At 69.5% G+C, this 25,257-nt stretch carries 25 protein-coding genes; 8 read left to right on the forward strand and 17 right to left on the reverse strand.

Annotation, left to right across the window (positions count from 1 at the left end; all coding sequences use genetic code 11):
• Position 1 precedes the first annotated feature (1 nt).
• The gene (locus tag AABA78_RS29510) at positions 2–1,006 is read right to left on the reverse strand and encodes a hypothetical protein (RefSeq protein WP_338268151.1); all 1,005 of its coding nucleotides are present in this window, start codon (positions 1,004–1,006) and stop codon (positions 2–4) included.
• A 220-nt stretch (positions 1,007–1,226) separates the two neighbouring features.
• Between AABA78_RS29510 and AABA78_RS29515 the strand changes: the two genes are divergently transcribed.
• Entirely contained in the window at positions 1,227–2,822 is a 1,596-nt protein-coding gene (locus tag AABA78_RS29515) for a LysM peptidoglycan-binding domain-containing protein (RefSeq protein WP_338268153.1), read from the forward strand.
• 105 nt (positions 2,823–2,927) lie between these two features.
• On the opposite strand, the gene AABA78_RS29520 is transcribed toward AABA78_RS29515, so the two are convergent.
• From AABA78_RS29520 to AABA78_RS29535, 4 genes are all read right to left on the reverse strand, one after another.
• Positions 2,928–4,523, reverse strand: a complete 1,596-nt coding sequence (locus AABA78_RS29520) for an aromatic amino acid hydroxylase (protein ID WP_338268155.1) — start codon at positions 4,521–4,523, stop codon at positions 2,928–2,930.
• 92 nt (positions 4,524–4,615) lie between these two features.
• The gene (locus AABA78_RS29525; protein WP_338268157.1) at positions 4,616–5,536 is read right to left on the reverse strand and encodes a LysR family transcriptional regulator; all 921 of its coding nucleotides are present in this window, start codon (positions 5,534–5,536) and stop codon (positions 4,616–4,618) included.
• Positions 5,537–5,550: 14 nt separating this feature from the next.
• Positions 5,551–6,372, reverse strand: coding sequence for an SDR family oxidoreductase (locus AABA78_RS29530; protein WP_207056899.1), 822 nt, complete (start codon positions 6,370–6,372; stop codon positions 5,551–5,553).
• Positions 6,373–6,462: 90 nt separating this feature from the next.
• Entirely contained in the window at positions 6,463–7,086 is a 624-nt protein-coding gene (locus AABA78_RS29535; RefSeq protein ID WP_338268162.1) for a hypothetical protein, read from the reverse strand.
• 106 nt (positions 7,087–7,192) lie between these two features.
• On the opposite strand from AABA78_RS29535, the gene AABA78_RS29540 reads away from it, so the two are divergent.
• On the forward strand, positions 7,193–9,877 hold the full coding sequence (locus AABA78_RS29540; protein ID WP_338268165.1) for a M1 family metallopeptidase: 2,685 nt from the start codon (positions 7,193–7,195) through the stop codon (positions 9,875–9,877).
• Between the two features lie 106 nt (positions 9,878–9,983).
• Here AABA78_RS29540 and AABA78_RS29545 read toward each other — a convergent pair whose 3' ends face one another.
• The 3 genes from AABA78_RS29545 to AABA78_RS29555 all read right to left on the reverse strand — a co-directional run bounded on the left by AABA78_RS29545 (position 9,984) and on the right by AABA78_RS29555 (position 13,158).
• The gene (locus tag AABA78_RS29545; RefSeq protein WP_338268168.1) at positions 9,984–11,411 is read right to left on the reverse strand and encodes a carotenoid oxygenase family protein; all 1,428 of its coding nucleotides are present in this window, start codon (positions 11,409–11,411) and stop codon (positions 9,984–9,986) included.
• Positions 11,412–11,453: 42 nt separating this feature from the next.
• On the reverse strand, positions 11,454–11,909 hold the full coding sequence (locus tag AABA78_RS29550; RefSeq protein ID WP_338268171.1) for a hypothetical protein: 456 nt from the start codon (positions 11,907–11,909) through the stop codon (positions 11,454–11,456).
• A 178-nt stretch (positions 11,910–12,087) separates the two neighbouring features.
• Positions 12,088–13,158 carry a hypothetical protein gene (locus AABA78_RS29555; RefSeq protein ID WP_338268172.1) on the reverse strand — a complete coding sequence of 357 codons (1,071 nt, stop codon included), beginning with the start codon at positions 13,156–13,158 and terminating at the stop codon, positions 12,088–12,090.
• A gap of 419 nt (positions 13,159–13,577) precedes the next feature.
• Between AABA78_RS29555 and AABA78_RS29560 the strand changes: the two genes are divergently transcribed.
• Both AABA78_RS29560 and AABA78_RS29565 read left to right on the forward strand, forming a co-directional pair.
• Positions 13,578–14,315 (forward strand): DUF6310 domain-containing protein, encoded by a 738-nt coding sequence (locus AABA78_RS29560; RefSeq protein ID WP_338268174.1) that lies wholly within the window; start codon positions 13,578–13,580, stop codon positions 14,313–14,315.
• Complete coding sequence (locus tag AABA78_RS29565; protein ID WP_338268176.1) at positions 14,312–15,067, forward strand: DUF5953 family protein; 756 nt, start codon at positions 14,312–14,314, stop codon at positions 15,065–15,067. The genes AABA78_RS29560 and AABA78_RS29565 overlap by 4 nt, the downstream gene beginning before the upstream one ends.
• 1 nt (position 15,068) lies before the next feature.
• Here AABA78_RS29565 and AABA78_RS29570 read toward each other — a convergent pair whose 3' ends face one another.
• From AABA78_RS29570 to AABA78_RS29580, 3 genes are all read right to left on the reverse strand, one after another.
• Positions 15,069–15,404 carry a hypothetical protein gene (locus AABA78_RS29570; protein WP_338268179.1) on the reverse strand — a complete coding sequence of 112 codons (336 nt, stop codon included), beginning with the start codon at positions 15,402–15,404 and terminating at the stop codon, positions 15,069–15,071.
• Positions 15,405–15,550: 146 nt separating this feature from the next.
• Positions 15,551–15,895: an antibiotic biosynthesis monooxygenase family protein gene (locus AABA78_RS29575; RefSeq protein ID WP_338268182.1), complete on the reverse strand. Its 345-nt coding sequence runs from the start codon at positions 15,893–15,895 to the stop codon at positions 15,551–15,553.
• A complete protein-coding gene (locus AABA78_RS29580) occupies positions 15,895–17,013 on the reverse strand; it encodes a cytochrome P450 (protein ID WP_338268184.1) in 1,119 nt (372 codons plus the stop codon). The genes AABA78_RS29575 and AABA78_RS29580 overlap by 1 nt, the downstream gene beginning before the upstream one ends.
• A gap of 63 nt (positions 17,014–17,076) precedes the next feature.
• On the opposite strand from AABA78_RS29580, the gene AABA78_RS29585 reads away from it, so the two are divergent.
• The gene (locus AABA78_RS29585; RefSeq protein WP_338268186.1) at positions 17,077–17,760 is read left to right on the forward strand and encodes an ArsR/SmtB family transcription factor; all 684 of its coding nucleotides are present in this window, start codon (positions 17,077–17,079) and stop codon (positions 17,758–17,760) included.
• Here the strand turns inward: AABA78_RS29585 and proC are convergent.
• On the reverse strand, positions 17,742–18,593 hold the full coding sequence (gene proC / locus AABA78_RS29590) for a pyrroline-5-carboxylate reductase (protein WP_338268188.1): 852 nt from the start codon (positions 18,591–18,593) through the stop codon (positions 17,742–17,744). The genes AABA78_RS29585 and proC overlap by 19 nt on opposite strands.
• 15 nt (positions 18,594–18,608) lie before the next feature.
• Complete coding sequence (locus AABA78_RS29595) at positions 18,609–19,385, reverse strand: DUF481 domain-containing protein (protein WP_338268190.1); 777 nt, start codon at positions 19,383–19,385, stop codon at positions 18,609–18,611.
• Between the two features lie 144 nt (positions 19,386–19,529).
• Here AABA78_RS29595 and AABA78_RS29600 point away from each other — a divergent pair, with 144 nt between their 5' ends.
• Both AABA78_RS29600 and AABA78_RS29605 read left to right on the forward strand, forming a co-directional pair.
• Positions 19,530–20,417, forward strand: a complete 888-nt coding sequence (locus AABA78_RS29600; protein WP_338268191.1) for a PhzF family phenazine biosynthesis protein — start codon at positions 19,530–19,532, stop codon at positions 20,415–20,417.
• A gap of 166 nt (positions 20,418–20,583) precedes the next feature.
• Positions 20,584–21,249, forward strand: coding sequence for an Hsp20/alpha crystallin family protein (locus AABA78_RS29605; protein WP_338268193.1), 666 nt, complete (start codon positions 20,584–20,586; stop codon positions 21,247–21,249).
• Positions 21,250–21,266: 17 nt separating this feature from the next.
• On the opposite strand, the gene AABA78_RS29610 is transcribed toward AABA78_RS29605, so the two are convergent.
• Genes AABA78_RS29610 through AABA78_RS29620 form a run of 3 tightly spaced genes read right to left on the reverse strand, consistent with a single transcriptional unit; the run spans position 21,267 to position 23,298 of the window.
• Positions 21,267–21,962, reverse strand: coding sequence for a hypothetical protein (locus tag AABA78_RS29610; protein ID WP_338268194.1), 696 nt, complete (start codon positions 21,960–21,962; stop codon positions 21,267–21,269).
• Entirely contained in the window at positions 21,959–22,624 is a 666-nt protein-coding gene (locus tag AABA78_RS29615; protein ID WP_338268195.1) for a hypothetical protein, read from the reverse strand. Before AABA78_RS29615 ends, AABA78_RS29610 begins: the two co-directional genes overlap by 4 nt.
• Positions 22,621–23,298 carry a Fic family protein gene (locus AABA78_RS29620; RefSeq protein ID WP_338268197.1) on the reverse strand — a complete coding sequence of 226 codons (678 nt, stop codon included), beginning with the start codon at positions 23,296–23,298 and terminating at the stop codon, positions 22,621–22,623. Before AABA78_RS29620 ends, AABA78_RS29615 begins: the two co-directional genes overlap by 4 nt.
• Before the next feature lie 154 nt (positions 23,299–23,452).
• Here AABA78_RS29620 and AABA78_RS29625 point away from each other — a divergent pair, with 154 nt between their 5' ends.
• Complete coding sequence (locus AABA78_RS29625) at positions 23,453–24,373, forward strand: diacylglycerol/lipid kinase family protein (protein ID WP_171417407.1); 921 nt, start codon at positions 23,453–23,455, stop codon at positions 24,371–24,373.
• Here AABA78_RS29625 and AABA78_RS29630 read toward each other — a convergent pair.
• Positions 24,363–25,256, reverse strand: a complete 894-nt coding sequence (locus tag AABA78_RS29630) for a CheR family methyltransferase (protein WP_338268200.1) — start codon at positions 25,254–25,256, stop codon at positions 24,363–24,365. The two genes, AABA78_RS29625 and AABA78_RS29630, sit on opposite strands and share 11 nt — an antisense overlap.
• Position 25,257 lies beyond the last annotated feature (1 nt).

Raw genomic sequence — 25,257 nt, forward strand, 5'->3', positions numbered from 1 at the left:
GTCAGCGCTCGTACTCGTCGCACCCCGTCTCCTGCTTGGACGGGAACGCGGACTTCTTCTCCTGGCGCACGTAGTCGTGGCTCTGGGAGAAGAGGTCCGGGCTCGTCACGGTCACGGTGCCCTTCGCGGCGTCGGCCGTCTTCCACTGGAGCGGCTCCGGCTTGCCGTCGGAGGACGTGAGCCCCAGCACCCACGCCCCGGCGCCCTTGCCGGGCTCCACTGACGTCACCTTCAGCGTGGTGGCCTCCTGGCCCAGCTGCACCTCCACCTCGCCCGTCGCGGGCTTGACGGTGAAGCTGCGCGTCGCGGCGGAGCAGGGCTTGAGGACGACGAAGCCCTTGCCCTGCTTCGTCAGCTCCACCCACGTCCCCGCGAAGGGCTGGAGCTTGTCCGCGGCCACCGGTGCCTTGGCCGCCGTGGGGCCTGAGTCCGCCGAGCAGTCCAGGTCCTCACGCTTGAGCAGCCCCGCCGTGGCCTTCTGCGGCCCCTGGAAGCGCGCGGCGAGGAAGTCCGGCTCCAGCGGGTCGACGTACGCCTCCACCGCGTCGCCTGACACCACGAACGCCTTGCGCGCGGTGTTGGCGGCGTCCGACGCGTGGAAGCTCGCCTTGGATGCCTTCACCTTGCAGATGCCCAGCGGCTTGGAAGTGCTCCGGGCGAACGTGTCCTTGCCCGGGTAGCCCGCGCCACAGCACTGGGGCGACGGGCCGGACTCCAGCACGAACTGCTTGGGATTGACGCGCAGCGTCCAGGGGTGCGGCTCGTCCTCCTGGCTCAACGTCCACGCCGTGGCGGTCTTCTTCTGGACGACCCACGCGCAGTCGCAGGTGCCCACGCTGCTGCCCTGCGGGAACGACCCCGAGAAGTGCACGAGCGTCTCGTTGCTCCCCTCGACGATGGCCAGCCGCCCCTGCTTGTTCGAGTAGACCCCCGTGAGTCCCTCGGGCCCCTGGGCCGAGGCGTCCGGGACCACGCCCGTGACGCAAATGGCAAACAGCAATGCCACACTTTTGAAATCCGGTTGGATCCTGGACATCCGATTGGGCCTCCTGGGCGGGCTCTCTAGTCTCAGCGGATTGATCCGTCGAAACTGAAGTTGCTGGAATCACTGGTTTGACACGATTGTGAATGTGAATGCGAAACTGATCGCATTGCCTTTCGATAATCACGGCGATCCAAGCACGTCCGCGGCGCCTGTGTTCGCGGCCTGACACCCGGGGCTTCCCATGTCCGTCTCCAACATCCGCGTCCGTTCTGGCGACACGCTTTCGGAGATCGCGAAGCGCTACAACACGTCCGTCTCCGACCTGGCCAAGGCGAACAACATCAAGGATCCGAACAAGATCCTGGCGGGCCAGACGCTGAAGGTGCAGCAGGACGGCTTCGAGGCGAAGGGCACGAAGCCGGGCACGAGCACCAAGACGTCGGGCGACAGCTTCACGCAGTCCACCCGCGGCACGCAGAAGACGACGCCCTCCACCGAGGGTGGCACCACCACCACGGCGGGCGGAGAGCTGGGCTCGCTGAGCCGCAAGTACGAGGCGCGCGGCCCCGGCACCGTGTCCACGGGCAAGGGTGACAAGGGCGGCGTGTCCTACGGCTCCTACCAGTTCGCGTCCGCGAACGGCTCCGCGCAGTCGTTCGTCAACTCGCTGAAGAAGTCGAACCCGGACTACTACCAGGCGCTGTCGGGCAGCAAGCCGGGCTCCGCGGAGTTCTCCGCCAAGTGGAAGCAGCTGGCGGCGAAGGACCCGAAGGGCTTCGACAAGGCGCAGCACGACTACATCAAGGCCACGCACTACGACCCGGGCGCCGCCAACATCAAGAAGGCGACGGGCATCGACCTGGACAAGCGCTCCGCGGCGCTGCGTGACGTGGCCTGGTCCACCTCCGTGCAGCACGGCCCGGGCGCGGCGGACGACATCTTCAAGAAGGCGCTGGCCGGCCGCGACCCCGCGAAGGTGAGCGACGAGCAGCTCATCAAGGACATCTACGCCGAGCGCGGCCGCACGAACGCCAGCGGCACCCTGGTGCACTTCTCCGGCAACTCCAAGGACGTGCAGCAGGGCGTGGCCAACCGCTTCAAGTCGGAGGTGAAGGACGCGCTCGCCATGCTCAAGAAGGAGCAGTCGGGCGCTACGACGAAGCCGGCCAACACCAACACGGGCGTGGTTCCCCCGTCCGTGAACAACGACTCGAAGCCGGGCCGCACGAACGGCGCGAACACCTCCAAGCCCACCACGGAGGCGGACCGCACGGACACGCAGCAGGTGGCCCCGTCCAAGTCGGGCCCGGCGGTGCACGTGAAGGTGCCGTACTACAGCCAGTTCGAGGGCGGCCACGGCTACACCCCCAGCGACACGGCGTGCTTCAAGGCCGCGGTGGCGATGGCGGGCGCGAAGGGCGCGAACGTGCTGGGCCCCGACCGCCGCATCCAGGTGGGCAAGAGCGAGAACGGCGTCGGCGCGCTCAACGTGGACTCGAAGAAGGCCGCCGAGGGCCGCAAGTACATCGACCAGCAGCTGAACGCCGGCAAGCCGGTGGTCGTGGGCGTGAGCCACAAGGACTCGAACTACAACGTGGACGGCCTCACGGACCACTTCGTGACCATCACGGGCCGTGGCGTCGACGAGAAGGGCCGCACCTACTACACGTTCCACGACCCGGGCACGACCAACGCCAGCAAGGGCAAGGACACGAACCCGAACAATCGCTTCTACGTGGATGACAAGACCGGGAACATGTACCGCCCCGGCAAGGCCGCGAACGGCTACGTGACGGACCGCCACTACGACGTCGCGATGGTGCGCATCAACGGGTAGTCCCCGGCGAAGAACGCCCCCGGAAGTGCTTCGGCCCGGCGACCTCGTGAGGAGGTCGACCGGGCCGTTACACGTCCGTCCGTCTGTCTTTCCGGGTGACAGGCCCTACGCGTGCGCCGTCTCGCGCCGAGGGGGCACCTCGCCGCGCAGCTCCGCCACCTCCGCGCGCAGGAGCCAGTCGGTGGGGAAGTCCGTGGACGCGCGGGCGATCTGCTCCAGCCGCTCCGGGGCCAGCTGTCCCGTCTCCCGGATGCGGCGCACCTCCGTGTAGAGGGCGGCCAGCGACGGGTGCAGGGCCTGCGCCTTGCGCTCGCGCGCCTGGGCCTCGCCGTCGCCCGCGGTGAAGGCGTCCAGCTCCCCGAACCACTTGTCCCACGTGCCCGGGTCGGCGGGCCCCCCCGCCACGGACGGCAGCCGCTCCGTCAGGTACAGGCGCGCCATGGACGGCAGCGTCAGCTCGCGGTCCGCCAGCTTTCCGCTCAGAGCAATCACCTCGCCGCCGCCCACCGCGAAGCCCTCCAGCACCAGCCCGCTGTCGAGCTCGAGTCTAAAGCTCCCGCGCTCCGGCAGGGTGCCCTGGCCAAATGCGACCAGCGCCGCGCCGGTGAACGGCTTGTCCAGGGCGTGCCCGTTCTTCGACGTGAGGATGGGGCCCTCCAGCCGGGCCAGCGCGGTGGACAGGCCCGGGGCCACGTCCTTCGGGGCCGGCAGCAGCTCCACCACCTTGCCCGTCACCTCCCGGCCGTCCGCGAGCACCAGGTGGTTGACCGTGCGGGCGCGCAGCGCCTCGTTGAGGCCCAGGTCCCCGCCGCGCTTCCACGCGAGCGTGGCCTCGAACTCGGCCAGGACTTCGAAGAGGTGCTCGAAGTCGCGCGCCACGAAGAGCTGCGGCTGCATGCGGGTGATGTCGTAGTCCGTGTCCGCGCACGCCACGCCCAGCGGCAGCTTGTGCACCGCGGACGTCAGGCAGTGCTTCGCCTCGCCGATGCTGGACAGCAGGCCCGCGCCGTAGATGCGCGGGTGCTTCAGGTCGCCAATCAGCCCGTACTCCGCCGTCCACCAGTACAGGCGGCTCGCGCGGGTGCTCTCGCTGATGTAGCGGTGGCTGGCGTTGGCGGCCTCCAGGCGGGCCTGGGCGTGGGAAATCTCCTCCTCGGTGGCGGTGGGGTCCTCCTTCACCACGGAGAGGTTGCGGATGGCCTCGAAGACGGCCTGGTCCTCCACGCTGGCGATGGCCTTGAACCCCACCAGCCCAACGGCCTTGAGGTACTGCGCGTAGCGCGCGTTCGCGATGATGGGCGCGTGCCCCGCGCTCTCATGCACGATGTCCGGCGCGGGCGTGTACTGGATGTGCTCGTGCGTGCGGATGTCCGCCGCGATGGCCAGCACGCCCAGCGCCTGCAGCTCCGTGAAGACGGCCGGCGGGATGAAGCCGCGCACCGCCACGCAGGACCAGCCCAGCTTGGACAGCTTCTCGTTCATCTCGTCCAGGCTGGGGATGGCCTCCGCGCCAATGCCCGTGGCCTCCAGGCCCTCCAGGTAGACGGGGTGCGCCTTGTCGCTCAGATGCTCCCGCAGCTGCCCCAGGATGTGCCGCCACACCGCCTGGTCACGAGGCGTGTACGCCGCGTAGTCCTGCGACACCACGTAGCGGCGCAGGTGCGCGGGAAGGCGGGCAATGGTCCGTTCCGTGGGGGTCATCGCGGCGGCTCCTTCAAGAGAAACAGGACTCCTGAAGAATACGCATCCCACTGGAAGACGGAAATCCGGCAGAATTCGACGTCTTCGTCGGATTATCGTCGTTTGTTCAGGCGACGACGCAGTCCGTCAAGGATGCTCTGGCCCCCGGGGCTGAGGCCGCCGGAGGGCCACAGGGCGACCACCTCCACGACCTGGGGCTCCTGTTCGCGCAGGGGCCAGACGTGGAGGTCGGGCGGGAAGGGCTGGGTGGGGCGCACGTCGGGGGCGATGGTGCAGGCCTTGTAGGCGCGCAGCAGCTCGTAGAGGTGGAGGAAGCTCTCCACGCGGCCGACCTCCGTGACGGAGACGCCGTGGGCGGCGAAGCGCGCGCTGTTGGCGCCGCCGTAGGGGTCGTCCCGCAGCCAGTCCACGAAGCGCTGGCCCTGGAGGTCCTTCACGTCCAGGGAGCGGCGGGAGGGGTGCGCCTTCGCGAGCGCGGAGTCGGGGCCGGCGATGACCACGAAGGACATGCGCAGCAGGGACTCGGTGTCCACGCCCTCGTGCGGAGGCAGCGGGGTGAAGTCGAGCACCAGGTCCTGCTGCCGCGTCTGCACCTGCCGCATGAGCTCGTGCGAGCCGCCGAAGCCCACCACCAGCTTGAGGTCGGTGGCGGCGGCGTCCTGCGCGATGCCGCCCAGCAGGGACATGGAGAGGGTGGGGTTGAGGCCCAGGCGCAGGGTGGGCTCCACGCGGGCCAGGTCCATCAACCGCTTCACGTCCAGCTGGTGCAGCGGCGTCTGGGTGCCCGCGTAGAGGCGCTCTCCGCGCGCGGACAGTTGCAGGCGCCGGCCTGGCCCCCGCTCCAGCAGGGCGGCGCCGTCCGCGAGCACCTCCTCCAGGGCGCGGATGTGCTCGCTCACGACGGAGCGCGCGACGCCCAGGTGCTCCGCGGCGGCGTCGATGCTGCCGGCCTCCACCGCGGCGGTGAAGGACTCGAGCCAGACCAGGTGTCGCTGGAGCTTGCGCGGGGGCATGGGCGCTGGACGCGCTACAGGAAGAAGTCCGGCAGCAGCTCCGCGCCGGGCACGGACTGGTACTTGTCGAAGTTGGTGACGCCCGCGGCGCGCAGCACCTCGTCGTCGATGCAGAAGTTGCCGGTGAAGGAGCGGCTGGGCTTGGTGAGGATGGCGTAGGCGGCGTCGGCCATGATCTCCGGCGTGCGGCTGCCCTTGATGGTGTCGTCACCGCCCAGCAGGTTCTGCACGGCGGCGGTGGCGATGACGGTGCGGGGCCAGAGCGTATTGACGGCGATGCCGTCGTCCTTGAGCTCCTCCGCCATGCCCAGGGCGCACAGGCTCATGCCGTACTTCGCGATGGTGTAGGCCACGTGGGGGCCGAACCAGCGCGGCTCCATGTTGAGCGGCGGCGAGTTGTTGAGGATGTGCGGGTTGGAGGACTTCTTGAGGTACGGGATGCACGCCTGCGAGCACGCGAACGTCCCGCGCGTGTTGATGCCGTGCATGAGGTCGAAGCGCTTGAGCGGCGTCTCCAGCGTGCCGGTGAGGCTGATGGCGCTGGCGTTGTTCACCAGGATGTCGATGCCGCCGAAGGTCTCCACGGCCTTGGCGACGGCGGCGTGGATCTGCGCCTCGTCGCGGATGTCCACCACGCAGGGGAGGGCCTTGCCGCCGGCCTCTTCAATCTCCTTCGCCGCTGAGTAGATGGTCCCGGGCAGCTTGGGGTGCGGGTCGGTCGTCTTCGCCGCGATGACGATGTTGGCGCCGTCGCGGGCCGCGCGCAGCGCGATGGCCTTGCCGATGCCGCGGCTGGCGCCGGTGATGAAGAGGGTCTTGCCTTGGAGGTTGGACATGGGGCGCATCCTCGCCCAGTCCTCCACCGCGTGCATCAGGAAGACAGCATGGGCACGGGGGGCATGGGCGCCCCCGGCCCGGACTGTCGGTTACTGCGTGATGCAGGTGATGGTCTCCAGCATCGTCACGTTGGAGTTGCCGGTGGTGTTCCAGCTGCCCACGCCGTTGGTGCCAACGATGTACGTGTACGCGGAGCCCCGGATGGAGATGGTGAAGCTGCGAGCCCCGATGTGGCCCAGGTCCTGGCAGAAGCGGCGGGCGGTATCGGAGGCAGTGCTGAAGTTCCCGGTGGGGAAGTTCGGCTGGATGGTGCCCACCTGGTAGCCATTCTTCATCGGCGTCGTGTACGTGACGTCCGAATCGGAGGTGATGCAGGTGATGGTTTCCAGCATCGTCACGTTCGCGTTGCCGGTGGTGTTCCACGGCCCCACGCCACTCGCTCCGACGACGTATGTGTACGCGGAGCCCCGGATGGCGGTGGTGAAAACCTGCGCGCCGCCGTAGCCCTGGTCCTGACAGAAGCGGCGGGCGGTATCGGCGGCAGTGCTGAAGTTCCCGGTGGGGTAGTTCGGCTGGATGGTGCCAATCTGATAGCCATTGACCTTGGGCGTCACGTACGTCTGGGACGTGTCAGCGCTGGCGGAAGACGCGAAGCCCACGACGAAGAGCACGGACACGAAGAGGGAGGGGAGACCGCTGCCGCGACGAAGCATGTATTCCTCGGTTTGTAGCTGAAACGGGGGGAACGGGACCGTAGCGACTCCCCTGGCTGAATGCATCCCGCGTGAGACGTACGCGCCTGGTCTACGCTGCGCCCCCATGCGACTGATCCCACTCCTGGTCCTGGTGGTGTTGACCGTCCGCTGTGCCCACGCGCCGGAGGCCGCGCCGCCTGCTTCCGCGCCGGCCGCCGTGTCCTGGCCGGAGGCCCTGCCTCCCGCGCTGCGGCTGCCGGACAGCGTGCGGCCCGTGCACTACGCGCTGGACCTGAAGCTCGTGCCCACGGAAGACACGTATCCTGGCAGCGTCACCATCGACGTGGAGGTCCACGAGCCGGTGCGTCAGGTGTGGCTGCACGCGCAGGACCTGGACGTCACGCGGGCGCGCGTCACCGTGAAGGGCCGCACCTTCGACGCGAAGCCCGTCACCGCGAACGAGGGACGTCTGGGATTGCTGCTGCCAGAGGAGCTTCCCGTGGGCAAGGCGCAGCTGCTGCTGGACTTCACCGGCAAGGTGGACCGCGAGCGCAGCCAGGGGCTCTACGGGGTGGCGGAGGGCGGAGAGTCCTACCTCTACACGTTCTTCGAGCCCATCGACGCGCGCCGCGCCTTCCCGTGCTTCGACGAGCCGACCTTCAAGATGCCGTGGCGCCTGCGCTTCACCGTGAAGGCCGGACACGTGGCGCTGGCCAACCATCCGGTCGTGTCGCGCGAGCCGCTGGCGGACGGGCTGGAGCGCGTCACCTTCGCGGAGAGCAAGCCGATGCCCAGCTACCTCGTGGCCTTCATGGTGGGGCCGTTCGACGTGGTGGAGGCGGGCACCGTGGGCCGCACGAACGTGCCGCTGCGCTTCGTCGTCCCGAAGGGCCGGGGCGCGGAGACGCGCTACGCCGCCAGCATCACGCCTCGCATCGTGAAGGGATTGGAGGACTTCTTCGACCAGCCGTATCCCTACGAGAAGCTGGATGTGGCCGTGGTGCCCCGCTACTGGGGGACGATGGAGCACCCGGGCATCGTCGCGCTCGGGCAGCCGCTCACGCTCATCCGGCCCGAGGAGGAGACGCTGGCCCGCCGCAGGTCCTACGCGGTCATCGCCAACCATGAGCTGGGGCACTACTGGTTCGGCGACGTCGTCACCTGCTCGTGGTGGAACGACATCTGGTTGAACGAGTCCTTCACCGCGTGGCTGGACCGGCAGACGGTGGACCGGCTGGAGCCGTCCTGGGACTTCCAGCAGGAGCGCGCCATGTCCGCGACACGGTCCGCGCTGGAGTCGGATGCGCTGGAGGCGGCGCTCCCCGTGCGCAAGCCGGTGGAGAGCAATGACGACATCGTGGGCTCGTTCGACAACGGGACGACGTATGACAAGGGCTCGTCCGTCATCGCCATGTACGAGGCCTGGCTGGGGCCGGAGCGCTTCCGTGACGTGCTGCGGGGCTATGTCCGCAAGCACGCGTGGAAGGTCGCGACGCTGGAGGACTTCCTCGCGGACCTGTCCCAGGCTGCGGGGCCGGAGGTGGCCCAGTCCTTCGGTGGGTTCATCGTCCAGAAAGGGGCGCCGCGAATCAGCGCGCAGCTGTCGTGCCCCGCGGGCGGCGCGCCGACGGTGAAGCTGTCGCAGGAGCGGTACCTGCCCGTGGGCTCCAAGGCGGACGCAAAGCAGGAGTGGCAGGTGCCCGTGTGCCTTCGCGTGGGGACGGGCACGCAGTCGTCGCGGGTGTGCTCGATGTTGCAGGGGGCCTCGGCGGAGGTGGCGCTGCCCACGAAGCAGTGCCCGGCGTGGGTGCTGCTCAACGCGGGCGGCATGGGCTACTACCGCAGCGGCTACACGCGCGAGCAATTGACGAAGCTGCTCGCGACCCCGGTCGCCGCCTTCACTCCGGCGGAGCAGATGGCGCTCTGGGCGGACGTGGACGCGGCGGTGGAGCGGGGCGACCTGCCGCTGGGCGAGGCGCTGAAGGCGGTGCCTGCCTCCGCGAAATCGCCGAACCGGCTCGTGGTGCAGAGCGGTGCTTCGCTGCTCTCTCAGGTGCGCGTGGATCAGCTCACGCCGGAGGAGCGCCAGCGCTTCCGAGCGTGGGTGGCGTCGCTCTACTCCGCGCGCGCGAGGGCCATGGGCTGGGTGCCGAAGAAGGGCGAGGACGACTCGGTGAAGGAGTCGCGCTCGCTGTTCCTCCGGCTGGCTGGCGGGACCGGGGAGGATCCGCGGCTGGTGAAGGAAGCGCTGCCCCTGGTGCGCGCATGGCTGGCGGACCGCAAGTCGGTGGACCCGGAGGCGTTCGGCAGCGCGCTGCCCCGGGCGGCGACGCATGGCGATGCGGCGCTGTTCGACGCGCTGCTGGAGGCGGCGAAGAAGGAGCAGGACCGCAGCGAGCGGACCCGGCTGCTGGCGTCCCTGTCGTACTTCCGGAACCCGGACCTGCTGTGGCGGGCGCTGGGGGTCGTGGTCTCGCCGGACTTCGACGTGCGGGACTCGCAGGGCATCCTGGGGATGGCGTTGATGATGCCGGAGTCGCAGTCACTGGCCTGGAACTTCTACCAGACGCACTTCGATGCACTGACCCAGCGGCTGCGCTCGGATGAGCTGGGCAGGCTGATTGGACAGACGGGGAACCTCTGCAACGACATCGACCTGGCGCAGGTGGAGACGTTCCTCAGGCCTCGCGTGGACAAGATCGAAGGCGGCCCGCGCGCGCTCGCCCGGGCCCTGGAGTCCATCCGACTGTGCATCGAGTCCCAGAAGGTCCAGGCCCCGAGCGTCAAGGCGTTCCTCCGCACCCGGTGAGTGCCCCGCGTCCGGCCTGCCCAAGGACGCCTGAACTTCCTGGCGAGAGGCCTTCACCAGGAGGCTCCTGACGACGCGCGTGGCTGGATTCGCGGGAGGCCCGGCTTCAGGCGGGGACGAACGTGCCGTGGAACGTGGGGGGCAGGGCGTGCTCGAAATGGCAGCGCGCCACGGGACCCGCGTCCAGCCGCTCGGCGTCCAGCACGGCCACGTGGGTGGTGTCCGTCTTCGTGTCGAAGACCTGGGTGAGCAGCCAGCCGTCGTCCTCGGTCCGCGAGCCGGGGCGGGGCACGAAGACGGGCTCGGAGGGGTACTGGCCTGTTTCCAGCGCGGCCCGCGTCACGCGGCCGCTGCCCAGGTCCAGACGCACCAGCGCGTCATAGAGGCCGCGCCGGGCCTCCTGGGTGCCGTGCGCGCCCAGGTAGACCGCCTGGTACGGCCGGCACTCCACGCTGGGGGCGACGCGGGGGAACTCGCAGCTCAGGTCCAGCAGGGGCTCGCTGCGGAACGTGCGGGCCTTCAGGTCGATGCGCGCGCGGTGGAGCATGCCGTCGGCGTCGGTGGATGGATTGCCGCGCAGCAGGTCCCCCAGCCACTGGTTGGACGCGAAGTCGGGGTAGCGCACGTAGTCCACCACCAGCGTGTCGCCGTCCTCGTAAGCGTTGGAGAAGTGCCAGTTGAAGAAGGAGTCGGCGGGGATGCGGATGGGGTGCGCCACGTCGTCGATGGGCACCACCACCACCTCCGACGCCGCGCCCGGCCGGAAGGAGACGTTGTCCGCGAACGCGCCGATGCGCAGCAGCATCTTCAAGACGTTGATGCTCATCGCCGGCAGGAAGAAGACGAGGTAGCGGTCCGTGACCGTGAAGTCATGGACCATGGTCGCGCCGGGCAGCGGCACGGACCCCAGGTGCCGCGCCTTGCCGTCGTCCGGCAGGGCATACAGCTCCAGCGTGTTCACCCGGCCGTGGTGCTGGCCGAAGTTGTAGCGCGTCTTTCGCGACGGGACGCGGTGGGGGTGCGCGGAGAAGGACTTCAGCACGGCGCCGTCGAGGTTCGTCTCGCCCAGGGTGGTCAGGTCCTCCGGGGACAGCTCCACGGGGAGGTTCGGCTCGTGCAGCGCGTACAGCCGGCCGTTCCACGGCAAGAGCGCCGTGTTCGCGTTGTTCTTCTGGGGGTTGAGCAGCTTGTTGCGCAGCGGCGTGGGCATGGCGTAGCTGCCATACAGCTGCCGGCCCGCCTTGCGCTCCGTGACCATGGTGCGCGAGTCCACGAGCCGGGCCGCGCCCTGGACGCCGTCCGGCCCGAAGCGCACGCCCATCACGCCGCCGTCACCGTCGAACCAGTGCTGGAGCGGTGCCCCATGCACGTCGAACGTCCACGCGCCCAGGCGGAACAGCGTCCCGCGGAGGCCTTCGGGGAGGTGTCCCTCCACCCGCAGGGGTTGGAAGCCGTGCTGGTGGGAGATGTTGCGGAAGGCCCGATTCCAGGCCGGAGGGGGAAGGGAGGCCGGCAGCGGCGTCGCGGTGGTCATGGCGGGTTCGAGAGGGTGCGCGTGGAGGGAGGTCGCTTGGAATCAGGGCGTGGGCTGGGCGATGACCGCCTGCTGTCCGCGCGCCTCGGCCTCGTCGCGGCGAATCCCCATGAGCGTCCACATTGCGCCGCTGAAGTCGATGCAGCCGAAGAATGTGACGATGGGATTACACAGGCCCAGCACCGTGCAGACGATGAGCACTCCCACGATGAACGTGCGCCCCATCACCGCCCAGACGAAGAACTGGCGCATGTCCAGGATGGCCGCCTGATGAGACATGAACGACATGGACACCAGCAGTGCGCCCGCGAGCCTCATGAAGAACAGGTCCCCGTCCGCGGCCCCGGGTGAGATGCCCATCACCTTGAGGAACAGCCCGGGCACCAGCAGCAGCGTGAAGGCGAGCGGGATGGTGTAGTAGACCCAGATATACATCGAGCGTCCCGCGTGGCTCAGCGTGGACAGCTTGGGGAACACCTTCGGTGCGAAGAGCATCATGCGGACTCCAGGGGCGCGGGCTTGAGGCGGTGCCGGGAGCGTAGTGGAAGTCCCATGTTCCGCGCATCCCGGGACCCGGCATGGCTTCAGGGGACATGGAGGTCGCCTGCCCGCCCACCTCGCGTGCCCCCCTCCGCTGACGGCTGTACGCGCTACGCGCCGGGATCGAACGGCTTCATCAGCGTATCCGCTCGCCACAGTACTGACAGGTGTCCGTCGTCTTCAGGTACTCGCTCTGCCCCCGTTGGTACACGGGGCAGCCCGAGTTCTGGCAGACATAGCGCACCTCGTATTTGTCCTTGTTGCAGTCCCCGCACTTCGTCTCTCCCGTCCAGGACTCGAAGCGGTTGCAGGCCTTGTTGTGGCACGCGAACTTGGGGACGGGGATGACCGGGGCGGGAGGCTTCGGCTGGCCCCATCCCAACGGCGGGCCGCCAGAGCCCATGGCTTGACTCCCGAAGCTCGAGGACTTGCCACCGAAGGACGGGCTGCCGAAGGACGGGCTGCCGAAGGACGGCGCTGACAGTCCTGGCTGACCGCGCCCCAGGTTGGCGAAGGGATCCACCCGCGGCGTCGACGACACGCCGCCCATGTTCCAGGATGGCGGCTGGGAGGGCTGGCCGACCTTCTCCGCCATGAGCTCTTCGAGCGTCTGCGCATGGACCTCCTCCCGGATCTCCGCTCGCACCCGGGTGCGGGCGGCGAAGGCGGACAGCTCCGGGCGCAGGAGGACCAGGTCGTCGGTGTATGACTGAGCCTGGCATGTCGTCACATGCACGACCTCGAACTCCGTGGCCTTGATGGCCTCCGAGAGCAGGGTCGGGTGATTGAACTCCGTGACGAACAGCGGACGCAGGCCGTAGATGGACACGCTCTCCAACGCGGAGATGGAGACCTCCGGGAAGGTCTTGTTGCTGCCGATGACCTTGGGGTAGTCCGCCAGCACGGTCGCGGCGGCCCACAGCTCCGGCGACAGATCATCGATACTTCGAGGGAAGTTCGCCTTCCGGACGGACTCGTAGTTCGCGGTCGAGATCCGCGCCAGGTCCCCTTGCCGGATGGGCGCTACGTCGGGGTACCCCTGAAGGTAGAGGACGACGTACTTGGCCACCTCGTCCGCGAGGGTCGTCTGTGGCGGGCCGTAGAAGATGATGTTCTTGCCCGCGGTGAAGCCCATCTTTTCCTTGTTCTTGAGCACCGCGCCGTGGCCGTAGAACACGCCGTGGAGCTTCCCTTCGATTCTGGGCATGGCCTCTGTGCCTTTCTCGAGTTCGACGAATGGGTCCGCGGCATCGTACCTCGGAGCCACCGTCAGCCTCCCACGGGCTTCTCGCGAGCCCTGCGAGACTGGGGAACTCGGGTCGCTCGCGTCCGTGAGCGGGTTGCCCCTGTGGGGCCGCATGTGCCCCCCGTGTGCCCCTCCAGCCGGGGTTTGCTATCGCCCTGCCCACAGGTTCAAGTCCCGTACCCCTCGCTAAAACGTGACCATGCGTCTCCGAGCCTGCATCGCACTTCTCCTCTTCCTCTCTGCCTGCGCGACTTCAGCGCCGAGACCAAGGGCTCGCGTGACGCGGAACCCGAGGATCGCCAATCTCCAGCGAGCGGCGACGTTGCCGTGGACTGACAGGGGGCGGTGCGTCCGTCCACGAGGCTTCCCAGCCTTGGCCCGTGCTGGTGGAGCGCTGCTATCCGGCTCTCGACCATGACCGGATCGAGTTCCACGACACCACGGGGAGATGCACGGTCGCCTCAGCGGATGCGGCAGCCGTGGGGCTCGGGTTCTGCGTGCTGGCGGCTCCTGAGATTGCCGTGGGAGCAGTGATCGTGCTTGGCGTGGTGGTGATCGCCGTCGCCATTCAAGAAGCGCTGGATGCCTATGAACTCCGCCACGCCTACCCAGAGGAAGCAGGGAGTTCACGAGGAACGAAGGTGGCATCTCGGGATGCCGAAGCACAACGCAATCCCAGGCTGGAGCCCGAGCCAGCGGGGCAGGGCAGGCAGCCCCCAGTGCCGCCTGTGCCCGTAGACCGGACGGGCCACGCCAGTTGCGAGCCTGTTCCAGTGCCTCACGCGGGCGGAGACCCCGCGCATAACGAGTGCGCCGACGAGTTCCCTCCCAACCGTTATCCCGGGATGGACGTGCTCGCTGGCGGCGTGCGCTTCGATGCGTTGCAAGTCGGCGTGCGCGTGCTGTGGGAGATCAAGACGCATAAATTCGACACGTATAATAACTTCGTCCAGAGACAGGAGATTGCAAAGGAGTTGGAGCAAATAGAAAGGGAGCAAGAAGCAGCAGCGGCATGCGGATTTGGTTATGCGATCGGGGTGAGCACCCAGGCGCATAGAGACGCGCTGTTGCGAGCGAATCGATTCCTCAATGTCTTCGTTACAGGATGCAAACGATGACCATTCAGAAAAGCCTCGATCTGACAGTCTACGCGCCAGTGCTCGTGGCCAATGAGCGCCGCACACTCGCTGTCGTCCATGGCATGGAACAGGCGCTGCCTGGCTTGCGCCTGAAGTGGGAAGTCGGCGAAGGAGGGCGCCTCATCGAGTTGCCGCAACGCGACGCGTGGCTCGTTGAGGCGACATCACGTGGAAAGCTCCCGCTCCTGTGTAATGGCGACGAGAGTTACCCCGTGACGGTTTCGGGACGGGGGAGAGCGGGACGCCTCGGCCCGGGCGGTCAACCTCTGTTCGACGTCCGTGCGGAGTTGCCGCTAGACGCGGACGTTATCGCGGCATCGGGGGAGATGTTGGAGCGCGTAGCGGAGGGCGCTTGCGCGTTCTGGGGACATGCGACGCCGGATGACGCTGCGCTAGACATCGCGCATCAGACAGCCCCCACGCTGGAAGGGCCGCCATCCCCACGTCGCGGGTTGCCTGCCCTCAAGCTCCTCGATCGGATCCGCTCGCCTGAGATCCCCTATTACCTAGGGTGGCTGAACTACTGGTCGGCCGCTGCCGCGCAGGCCATTGGATTCCCGGACCCGGCCCGGGACGCGGACCTGCTTTCTCGGTCGCGTCGCACGGAGTCGGGCGGGTGGGTCGTGCAGCTCACCGACGCGCCGCTCGACCTGGACAACCCCGTCCACCTGGACGCGCTCCTGCGCGCCTATGAGCGGTTCCCTGCGATTGGCGGGCGCTCGGCCCCTTGAGTCAAGGACCGTAGGGATACATGTTCATTTGATCCGCGATGAGCGGGCGGCAGAGCAGCAGGAGCTGTGGCTCGTCCACGAACGAGGACCTCCGCGCCTTGAGGAAGCAGGACGCGGGATCATCCGAGGGCTGGGCGTACTGGCAGAGCTGGAGCGCTTGTGGATCCTCGAGGAACGCTCGCTCCTGGACCCGCTGGAAACACTTCGCCGGGGCGTCCGAACGGGCACCCTGGCAGAGCTGGGCCGCGATGCTCTCGCTCACTCCGCTGCCCTCGCGCGCCGCTTCGAAGCAGGAGTATTGCGGCGCGCTCTCGGGCGGCTCCTCGACTTGCCCCATGGCCGGCACCCCAAGCAACGTGGCAACCAGCCCCCAGGCTCCTCTCCATGGCCCTCGCTTCATCGTGCACCCCCAGGAGAAGGTGGGGGAGGCATGGCCCGCATGCGAGAGACGGACGGAAAGACAGGCGCCGTGCCCCGGCCGCTTCAGCCGTGCACGGTGCGACTGTCAGCGGGCACGGCCGCCCGGTCCTTCAGGCCGTAGTCCCTCACGACGTGCGCCACGCGCAGGCGGTAGTCACTGAACACGCCTTCGCGGCCCTCGCGCTGGGCTTCACGGTGGGCCTCCAGCCGCCGCCATTCCGCCACCGCCGCCTCGTCGCGCCAGTAGGAGAGCGACACCAACTTTCCTGGCGCGCTCAAGCTCTGGAACCGCTCGATGGAGATGAAGCCATCAATGCCTGCCAGTAGCGGCCGCAGCTCCGCCGCGAGGTCCAGGTACCGCTGCCGATGCTCCTCGTGTGCCCAGACCTCGAAAATAACGGCAATCATCACAGTCCTCCCAGGACGCGGGTGTTGGTGGATGCACGCCAGGTGACGGCGCCCGACAGCGGTGACAGGTCCAGTCCGGTCGCGAGCACGTGCTCCGCCGCCGCCGTGGCCATCGCCGTCGCCAGCAGCGGCCCCGGACAGGCATGCGCGCCCAGGCCGAAGGTGAAGGTCTGACGACCCACGCGCCGGGGCAGGAAGGCGTCGGGCCGCGGATTCTCCAGCGGATCCCGGTTCGCGGCGGCGAGCACGACGACCACGGTCGCACCGGCTTCCAGCTCCTGCCCCGCGACGGTCGCCGCCGCATGGGTAAAGCGCCGCGTGTTCTGGACCGGCGACTCGTAACGAACCGCCTCCTGGACCACGTCGTCGAGCGTGCACTCGCCCCGGGAGAGCTGTTCCCGCAGCGCGGGCTCCCGAGCGATGGCCCGCAGAGTCGCCCCCAGGAGCCCGGCCGTCGCTTCATACGCCTGGGTTAGCAGGCCCACGGCGTTGGGGACGCGCAGTTCCTCCGCGCCAGGGCCCGACATGAGCCGGGCCGTGAACGCGGTCCTCGGTGTGGCCTGGAAGCAGGCCGCCACGCGCTCGTTCAGCCTCGCCGCGCCCTCGCTGCTCACCGTGGGCCCGGCGACCGAGCGGACATAAGACTCCACGTCCCGCACGGTCGCCTCCAGCGTGTCTTCCGGGAAGCCCAGCAGTGTCGCCAGCACGAACACGGGGAGCTGAAGCGCCGCGTCCGGCAGCCGCGACAGGGAGGGCTCAGCGAACAGCCGTTCCGCCTGGCGCCGGCTCTCCGTCTCCACCTCCCGCAGCGCCTCCGGCAGCGCGCGCGACAGGGTCTGCTTCACGGCGGGGTAGGGGCCTCCGTCGTTCATGCGCACCAGCCGTCCGAAGAGGGCCCCCGCGGCGCTACCCACCAGCTGCGGAGGCACGGGCTCCGCGCTCGGCCGGACCCGGCAGTGCTCGCTCGTGAGCACTGCGCGCACGGTGGCCGCGTCCGCCGCGATCCATGGCGCGAACCCGCGGATGCGGTGCAGTCCGCCTGGGGTGCGAAGCTCCGTGTAGTACGGGTAGGGGTCGGGGTGGGTGACGGCCTGATACGGGTCGGTGGGCGGTGTCATCGGTCCTCGCTTCCGGGCACTCTCCTCCCGAAGCCCTGTCCGTGTGCTAGGAAATGGTTCGCCATGGACCGAACGATGAATGCAGGGCCGGACCTCACGACGCTGGCGGGAGCCGTGGGGGACGCCACGCGGATCCGGATGCTGGAGCTGCTCATGGAGGGACGTTCGCTCGTCGCCAAGGAGCTCGCGTTCGGCACGGGCGTCAGCCCCGCGACGGCGACCGCGCACCTCCAGCGGTTGGAGCAGGCCCGACTGGTCCGCTCCACGAAGCAGGGCCGCAACAAGGTGTTCCGCCTGGCCACGCCCACCGTGGCGCGCATGGTGGAGGCGTTGATGACCGTGGCGGTCCGGGGACCCCGTGCGTCAGCGACCCCGGAGCCCCTGCGGGCCGCGCGCTACTGCTACGACCACCTGGCGGGGCGGTTGGGCATGGGCATCACCGACGCGCTGCTCCGGGCCGGGCACCTGTCCCTCCGCCGCCACGCCTTCGCGCTCACCCCGAGCGGCGAGGCCTGGTTCCAGGACTTCGGCATCGACCTGGAGCCCGTGCGTGAGCAGCGGCGCCACTTCGCCCACCGCTGCCTGGATTGGAGCGAGCGGCGCGACCACCTCGCGGGGGCGCTGGGCGCGGCGCTCGCCTCCCGGGTGTTCTCGCTGGGGTGGGTGGAGCGTCAGCCCGACTCCCGAGGCCTCATCGTCACGCCTGGAGGCCAGCGGGGGCTCAAGCGTCACTTCGGCGTGACGTAGGCCGCGGCGGAGGCGTCCGCGCGCTCCCGCGTGCGCTGGATGGCGACGGACACCGCCTCACCCACGACGCGGGAGAGGCCCTGGGCTTCCAGCGTCTTCAGCCCCGCCTCGGTGATGCCACCCGGGGTCGCCACCTCCGCGATGAGCCGTGGCGTGGAGGCGTCCGGTTCGGCCAGCAGCTTCGCCGCGCCGATGAGCGTTCCCCGCGCGAGCTCCGCTGCCTCCGCCGCGTCCATCCCGTGCGCCATCGCGGCCTGGGCCAGCGCCTCCACGAACCGGAAGACATACGCGGGGCCCGTGCCGGACACGCCGGTGCACACCGTGAGCGCTTCCTCGGACACCCACAGCGGGCGGCCTGTCGCCGCGAAGAGGGACTCCGTGGCCCGCCGCGCGGCCTCCGTCACCCGCGTCCCGGGCGTCAGGGGCGTCACCCCCGCGCCCACGCGCACGGGCGTGTGGGGCATGGCGCGGAGCACGGAGACGCTGAGGGGCAGCGCCGCCTCCAACTGCGCGAGCCGCACGTCCGCGGACAGCGACACCACCGCCTGCCCCGCCTCCAGGGCAGGGGCGATGAGCGCCATCAGGTCGCGCATCTGCGCCTGTCGGACGACCAGCAGGACCACCGCCGCGCCTCGCACAGCCTGCGCGTTGTCCGTGAGGACGTTCACGCCGTAGCGGGAGCGCAGCTCCTCGCCGCGCTCGGGCCGGCGAACGGTGACGCGGAGGTCGGACGGGCGCGCGTGGCCGGAGCGCAGCAGCCCCTGGATGATGGCTTCGGCGAGCTTGCCGCCTCCGAGGAGGGCGACGGGTGCGGGAACGGGATGGGAGGCCATGGCTGGAGTCTACTCCTACAGCTTCACGCCCACGGTGGTCCGCAGCTGCGTGTCCAGCGGCGGCACCGTCGCGGGCGGCGCGCTGTCGTAGGTGAGGTTGAAGCCGATGCCCACCGTGACCCGGGGGTTGGGCGTCACCGCGAACAACGTCTCGTTGAGCACGCGCAGGTCGGAGGGGCGGGTGACGCGCGGCTGGAAGTAGACCGTCTCCACCAGCTGGATGTTCTGCATCAGCCTCACCCGTCCCAGCAGATAGCTGGACACGCGTGGATCCGTGTAGCGGTCTCCCGCGTCCGGCTCGCCATCCTTGCGCAGCCGCTCGTGCTCCAGCATCAGCGCCACGCCGAAGGTGAGCCCCGTGGCCTCCTCATTGACCAGCACGAAGCGGGGACCCGCGCCCAGCAGGATCCGGAGCTGGAGCCGGCGGAACTCGTTGTACTCGTGCTGCGCGAAGGCCTCGCCCGACACCAGGTCGCTGAACTGGCGCCGGTAGCGCACGTGCTCCAGCACCTGGCTGACGATCCGCTCGCCGCTGGCGAACGAGTACTCACCCCGGATGACGCCCAGCCAGACCTCGCGCTCCGAGCGCAGCTGACCCACCAGCGAGCCGCGAATCGAGAACAGCTGCGTGCTGCCCGTGCGCCAGTCGCCGCCCAGCTCGATGGCCGCGGCCGGCCCCAGCTCCGCCTTCTCGTCGAAGAGCGCCTGCACGTTGACGATCTGTGCCACCGCGCCGCTCGCGTGGAGCAGCACCACCAGCACCACCCACCCACCTCGCTTCAGGAAACCCATGTGCTACCGCTGTGCCTGCTTGCGCGCTCCTGTTCAACCCCGTTGTGCGGCCCCCCGGCATGTCGGTCCGGCGCTTGACGGCAACACCGGAGCGGAGCATGCCTGCGCCGTTCCCCAGGCCCTTCCCCTGTCCGGAGTCCGCCCATGCAGGTCCACATCATCGATGCCTTCACCCGCACCGCCGGTGCAGGAAATCGCGCGGGCGTGGTGCTCGACGCCTCGGCGCTGGACGTCCCCACGATGCAGCGGACCGCCGCGGCCGTCAGCGCGTCGGAGACCGCCTTCCTCCTGTCCCGGCCCGGCGACGCCACCGTGCGCCTGCGCTACTTCACGCCCGTGGATGAGATCCCCTTCTGTGGCCACGCCACCGTGGCCACCTTCCACCTGCTCGCGGAGAAGGGGCTGCTGAAGAGCCCGGGGACGTACACGCTGGAGTGCCCCGGCGGCACGTTCGCCATCGAGCTGGAGCCCCAGGGCGGCCGTGGGACTCGCGTGTGGATCACCACGCCCCAGCCGCCGGTGCAGCCCAACCCCGTGGCGCTGGAGGCGCTGATGGCGACGCTCGGCGGGACGGCCGCGCAGGTGGACCCGTCGCTGCCGGTGATCCGCCAGGGCCACCGGCTGGTGGTGCCGCTCCTGCGGCTCGCGGACCTGGAGGCCCTGACGCCGCGAGGCGCCGCGATGAACGCGCTGCTGATGCCGCACGGCTTGCGAGGCGTCTACCTCTTCACCCGTGAGGCGAAGGAGGAGGGGAGCGTGGCCCAGGCGCGCTACTTCGTCCCGGGGTTCGGCATCCTGGAGGATCCGGTGACGGGCTCCGCCGCGGGGCCGCTGGCGGCGTACCTCGCCGAGCACGGGAGCCTTCGCCTGCCAGCGGAAGGCGGCACGGTGGCGAGCCGCATCGAGCAGGGCGACACGCTGGGCAAGCCGGGCCGCATCGACATCCAGGTCGCCGGGCGGCCGGGCCACATCGAGCGCGCCCGCGTGGGCGGCGTTGCGCTGACCGTGATGGACGCCACGCTGCTCGCGTAGCGGGGGCTCCCTCCAATGGCAGACACCGGGGCTCGCCAGCCCCGGACCCTTGATGCCTCCCGGGGGCGCGGCCAACTTGGAGGGTGGGATAATCCCATCCCCGCTCGAGTCACCGGGGCGGTCCAGCGGCCGGGCGCCAGCCGGACGCCACCGGGGGAGGACGTCAATGGCAACCGCGAACAAGAACCCGGGGGCCCAGGGGGGGCCTTCTTCCCCGCCCGGCGTGAAGAACGCCCAGCCCGACGTGCAGGGCGGCGGCTTGCAGGCCCAGGAGCCCAGGACGGGCGCTGGCATCACCCGCCGCGAGTCCCTTGCACAGGCCCTCGGCCGTGAGGCCATTCCCGCGAGCCCGTTCGGATTGCTGCGGCGGATGCTGGAGGACATGGACCAGCTCGTCACCGGCTTCGGAGGCCGGGGCCTCGGCCTCCGCGGTGGCCTGCTGGAGGAAGGCCTCTGGTCGCCGCAGGTGGACGTGCTGGAGCGGAACGGCAACCTCATCGTGAAGGCGGACCTGCCGGGCATGAAGCAGGAGGACATCCACGTCGAGCTGCTGAAGGACCTGCTCGTGATTGAAGGCGAGCGCAGCTTCGAGGTGGAGGAGGAAGAGGAGGCCGAAGGGGTCTGGAGCCTGGAGCGCGGCAGCGGCTCCTTCCGCCGCGTCATCCCGATTCCGGAAGACATCGACCTGGAGACGGTGCAGGCGAACTTCGAGAACGGCGTGCTGGAGATCTCCCTGAAGCTCCCGGAGCAGGTGATCCAGGGCAAGCGCATCGAGGTGAAGGGCGGCTCGAGCGAGAAGGCCCGGCTGAAGCCTGGGAAGCCCATCCACTGACGGGACGGGCGCGCGGCTCAGTGCCTGTGTCGGTGGCCCTCGTCCTCCACGACGGCCGCCGCCACCTTCTCCGCCGAGCCGCGCAGCTCCTCCTCGGACGGTGAGTGCCAGGACTCGAAGGCGAACAGCTTTCGCATCAGCTTGCCGGCCTGATAGCCCGGCCGCAGGCCGATGGCGTCGAACATCCACGCCAGCGCCTGGTCCGCGAAGGTGGACCAGGCCTCCTCACAGCCCGTGGCCTCCATGGTGAGGTTCATCGTGGTGACGATTCCATCCGACAGCGCGAGCGCCCGGATGTCGTGGTCGCCCGGCCCCGAAGGCAGGTCCCGCTTCAGCGCCTCGAAGTGGGCGTCCAGCTTGAACAGCCATTGGCGCGACCGCTCCAGCGCGTCGAGCATGAGCTGGAGGTTGTATTCCACGTCCATGTTTGGCGTGGGCTTCTGCCTGAAGAAGCGATGACACCAGCAGTAGCCGCCGAAGCTCTCATTGCCCAGATACAGGCCCGTCTCCGTGTACCAGGGCCCCAGGTTCTGGTGGAGCAGCCGCTGGATGTGTTTGGCCATCGTGTCGTGCTGCTCGTCCGTGAGCTTGCGCGTCCCCGGGGGCACGCGTGGTGCCAGGTATTCACGCAGCAGGCGGATGAGCTTCTCCGGCTCATACCCCTCCAGGCTGTCGCGGATGCGCAGCCAATGGCCCAGGGCCGACCTGCTCATACGGCCACCTCCGCCACCCGCGCCGCCGCGGTCCGGAGGGCTTCCGGGGTGGGCGAGATCCACGACTCGAACACGAAGGCGGTGTCCAGCTGCTCCTGCGTGGCGTCCGACAGGGGCAGCCCCATCGCCTCGATGCACCACGACATGGCGTCCTGCGCGACCTGGTACCAGGTCTCCTCACAGGACGTCGTCTCCGCCGTCAACTCCACGGTCCGCACCAGCCCCTCCGCGAGCGCCTTCGCCCGGAGCGCCTGGTCGTCAGCCGCCAGCTCGAGCTGACGGCGCGCGGTCTGGTACACGCCGTCCAGCGCGTACAGGAACGAACGGATCCGCTCCAGCGCCTCCAGCATGAGCTGGATGTTCGCATCCACGTCCATCGTCCGATGCGGCGGGTTCTGGTTGAAGAACGAGTGACACCAGCAATAGCCCCCCAGCACTTCGTTGCCCAGGGGCAGGCCGCTCTCGATGTACCAGGGCCCCAGTTCGGCCTGGAGCAGGTCCTTCACGGCGTTCTTCGCCTGCTTGAGTCGGGCCTGATGGATGCTGCCGGACCGCAAGGGGGCCAGGACCTCTCGCAGCCGGGCCGCCAGTGATTGCGGCGCATAGGCATCCAGGCTGTCGCGGATGCGGCGCCACGTGAAAGCCGAAGCGTTGCTGGTCATTCGGGCACCTCGTTGCGGCACGGGGCGTCCGGCCCCGCGATGCTCCGGGCCAGCAGCCTTGCCAGCCGCGTGTAGTTCACCGCGTCCCCCGGATGCTTGGGCCACAGCACCACGGGCGCCAGCGGCGGCGTGGGCAGCCGGCCCCGGCGCAGCATGTATTCCAACCACAGCCGCGCCGCGCGGGCGTTGCCGTCCGGGAAGGGGTGGAAGAAACACAGGTCCAGGTACAACCGCGTGGCATGCGCCACCGGATGGCGTTCCTCCCGCGCGTCCGCCTCCACCTTCTCGCGGAAGGCCGCCTCCAGGCCGGGCACGTGCGCGTAGCGGTGCGCGCCACCCCACGCGAAGGCGTCCCCGGTGCGGAAGCCCGTGGGTCCGCCCAGCAGCTCCGACTGGACCTCCACCATCCGGGGGAAGGTCAGCGGCTCGCCCGCGTCCGCGAGCCGCCGCACCCGGCCCAGGGCCCGCTCGAAGCGCTCCGTCCGCGCCGGCCCCTGGGATTCATGGGCCGGTGCGTCATGGCGGAGGAGGAAGTCCTCCTGGGCGCCCGTCTCCCGGAAGGGCTGCCTCGCCGCCGCCGCCAGGTCCGCCCGGAGCGCGGGCAGCGCCCAGTCCAGGGCGCGCGTGGCCTCCCGGTGGGGCGCGAGCTGCTCGGTGGAGGCGGGGGCTTTCACTCGGGGTCCGGGGGGAGGCGGGGGGCGGGAAGCCCAGCACGAAGCAGTCCGGGTGACAAACACCCCGGGCCTCGGGGCCCTCCTGTGGGTCATGGAGTGGAGCCTGGGCGCACAATTGCGTAAACAAGCCGTTCTCGCAGGGAGAAGGCACTGAATGAAGACGTTCCTCGTGGTCAACCCGCGCAGCGCCAACGGGCAGACGGGGAAGCGCTGGGTGGAGATCTCCGCGCTGGTGGGCAAGGTGCTCGGTGAGTTCGGGCACGGCTTCACCAGCGGCGGCATGGATGCGGCGCGTCTGGCGCGGCAGGCCATCGACGACGGTTTTGAGTGCATCGTCGCGGTGGGCGGCGACGGCACCCTCAACGAGGTCACCAACGGCTTCTTCCGCGACGGGCAGGTCATCAACCCGCAGGCCACGCTGGCCCTGCTGCCCCGGGGTACCGGCGGCGACTTCCGCCGCACCTTCGGGTGGGACCTGGAGCTGACGTCCGCGCTGGAGCGGCTGCGCACGGAGAAGACGGAGCCCTTCGACGTGGGGCGGCTGGAGTTCATCGACAACGACGGCAACCCGGCCACGCGCTTCTTCGCCAACATCGCCTCGTTCGGCGTGAGCGCGGTGGTGGCCCGCGAGGTGAACCAGGGCAGCAAGGCGCTGGGCGGCAACCTGAGCTTCATGTGGGGCACCGTGAAGGGCCTCCTGAAGTACCAGGAGCGGCAGGTGCGCCTCACGGTGGATGGTGGCCCCCCGGAGACGGTGAGCGTCACCGCGGTGGCCGTGGCCAACGGCCGCTACTTCGGCAGCGGCATGTTCGTCGCGCCCGATGCGGTGACGCACGACGGCCTCTTCGACGTCACCATCTGGTCCAACTACGGCCTGTCCGACTTCGTCCTCAAGTCCAAGGGCGTCTACAACGGCGACCACGTCACCTGGAAGGGCACGCGGCGGCTGCGCTGCCGCACCATCCACGCGGAGTCGGAGGACGGCGACGTGTTCCTGGACGTGGACGGCGAGACGCCGGGCCGGCTGCCCTGCACCATGACGATGTTGCCCGGCGCCATCCGCCTCAAGGTCTAGCGCCGGAGCGGGGCGGGCACGGCGCGTCCTCCACCGGCGCGCTCGCGCTGGCGTGGGGCGCGGGTGTGGGGCGGTACCAGCTGGTCTGTCCAATCAGGTGCCGCGTGAAGCCGTCCTCCACCAGGGGTGAGGCCTCCGCGGCGCCCAGCACCAGGTAGCCATCCGCCTGGAGCATCCGCCGCACGCGGGCGAGCACCGCGCGGCGGGTGGGCACGTCCCAGTAGATCATCACGTTGCGAAGGAAGACGAGGTCCACCGGCGCCTCCGGTGGGAAGTCGTCCATGAGGTTGAGCGGCCGCAGCTCCACCGGCCTGCGCACCTGTTCGTTCAGCCGCCACCCGTCGCGCTCCGGGCGGAAGTAGCGCTGGCGCAGCTCCGGCGTCAGGCCCCGGTGGATCTCCTGCGCGTCGTAGCGGGCCTCGCTGGCGCGCACGAGCGCGCGCGTGGAGAAGTCGGTGGCGAGGATGCGCACCGTCCAGCCGGTGATCAGCAGCCCGGCCTCCGCCAGCGTCATCGCGATGCTGTAGGGCTCCTGGCCGTAGGCGCACGCCGCGCACCAGATGCGCAGCGTGCGCGTGCGGGAGCGCTTCGCCAGCAGGGCGGGCAGGACCGTGGAGCGCAGGGCGTCGAACACGGGCGCGTCGCGGAAGAAGGCCGTCTCGTGGTTGGCCAGCGCCTCCGCCAGCCGCTGGTGGAGCGGGCTGCTCTCCGGCTGTGAGCGCAGCCGCGCGACCAGGGCGGAGATGTCCGGCAGCCGCTCCTCGCGCAGGAGCGACATGAGCCGCGTCTCCACCAGCGCGTGCATGTCGGGCTCCAGCACGAGCCCGGAGCGGCGCAGCACGCGCTGCCGCAGGTACGCGAAGTCGTCGGCAAGCAGGGACATG

This window comes from Corallococcus caeni, from assembly GCF_036245865.1.
Classification (GTDB): domain Bacteria; phylum Myxococcota; class Myxococcia; order Myxococcales; family Myxococcaceae; genus Corallococcus; species Corallococcus caeni.

Coding starts and splice junctions, on each gene's coding strand:
- AABA78_RS29520 (WP_338268155.1), bottom strand. CDS start 4,523: ATGACCCCCACGGAACGGACCATTGCCCGCCTTCCCGCGCACCTGCGC.
- AABA78_RS29515 (WP_338268153.1), top strand. CDS start 1,227: ATGTCCGTCTCCAACATCCGCGTCCGTTCTGGCGACACGCTTTCGGAG.
- AABA78_RS29545 (WP_338268168.1), bottom strand. CDS start 11,411: ATGACCACCGCGACGCCGCTGCCGGCCTCCCTTCCCCCTCCGGCCTGG.
- AABA78_RS29570 (WP_338268179.1), bottom strand. CDS start 15,404: ATGGGGCAAGTCGAGGAGCCGCCCGAGAGCGCGCCGCAATACTCCTGC.
- AABA78_RS29530 (WP_207056899.1), bottom strand. CDS start 6,372: ATGTCCAACCTCCAAGGCAAGACCCTCTTCATCACCGGCGCCAGCCGC.
- AABA78_RS29565 (WP_338268176.1), top strand. CDS start 14,312: ATGACCATTCAGAAAAGCCTCGATCTGACAGTCTACGCGCCAGTGCTC.
- AABA78_RS29605 (WP_338268193.1), top strand. CDS start 20,584: ATGGCAACCGCGAACAAGAACCCGGGGGCCCAGGGGGGGCCTTCTTCC.
- AABA78_RS29600 (WP_338268191.1), top strand. CDS start 19,530: ATGCAGGTCCACATCATCGATGCCTTCACCCGCACCGCCGGTGCAGGA.
- AABA78_RS29555 (WP_338268172.1), bottom strand. CDS start 13,158: ATGCCCAGAATCGAAGGGAAGCTCCACGGCGTGTTCTACGGCCACGGC.
- AABA78_RS29575 (WP_338268182.1), bottom strand. CDS start 15,895: ATGATTGCCGTTATTTTCGAGGTCTGGGCACACGAGGAGCATCGGCAG.
- AABA78_RS29540 (WP_338268165.1), top strand. CDS start 7,193: ATGCGACTGATCCCACTCCTGGTCCTGGTGGTGTTGACCGTCCGCTGT.
- AABA78_RS29550 (WP_338268171.1), bottom strand. CDS start 11,909: ATGATGCTCTTCGCACCGAAGGTGTTCCCCAAGCTGTCCACGCTGAGC.
- AABA78_RS29595 (WP_338268190.1), bottom strand. CDS start 19,385: ATGGGTTTCCTGAAGCGAGGTGGGTGGGTGGTGCTGGTGGTGCTGCTC.
- AABA78_RS29585 (WP_338268186.1), top strand. CDS start 17,077: ATGGACCGAACGATGAATGCAGGGCCGGACCTCACGACGCTGGCGGGA.
- AABA78_RS29615 (WP_338268195.1), bottom strand. CDS start 22,624: ATGACCAGCAACGCTTCGGCTTTCACGTGGCGCCGCATCCGCGACAGC.
- AABA78_RS29625 (WP_171417407.1), top strand. CDS start 23,453: ATGAAGACGTTCCTCGTGGTCAACCCGCGCAGCGCCAACGGGCAGACG.
- AABA78_RS29610 (WP_338268194.1), bottom strand. CDS start 21,962: ATGAGCAGGTCGGCCCTGGGCCATTGGCTGCGCATCCGCGACAGCCTG.
- AABA78_RS29580 (WP_338268184.1), bottom strand. CDS start 17,013: ATGACACCGCCCACCGACCCGTATCAGGCCGTCACCCACCCCGACCCC.
- proC (WP_338268188.1), bottom strand. CDS start 18,593: ATGGCCTCCCATCCCGTTCCCGCACCCGTCGCCCTCCTCGGAGGCGGC.
- AABA78_RS29525 (WP_338268157.1), bottom strand. CDS start 5,536: ATGCCCCCGCGCAAGCTCCAGCGACACCTGGTCTGGCTCGAGTCCTTC.
- AABA78_RS29535 (WP_338268162.1), bottom strand. CDS start 7,086: ATGCTTCGTCGCGGCAGCGGTCTCCCCTCCCTCTTCGTGTCCGTGCTC.
- AABA78_RS29630 (WP_338268200.1), bottom strand. CDS start 25,256: ATGTCCCTGCTTGCCGACGACTTCGCGTACCTGCGGCAGCGCGTGCTG.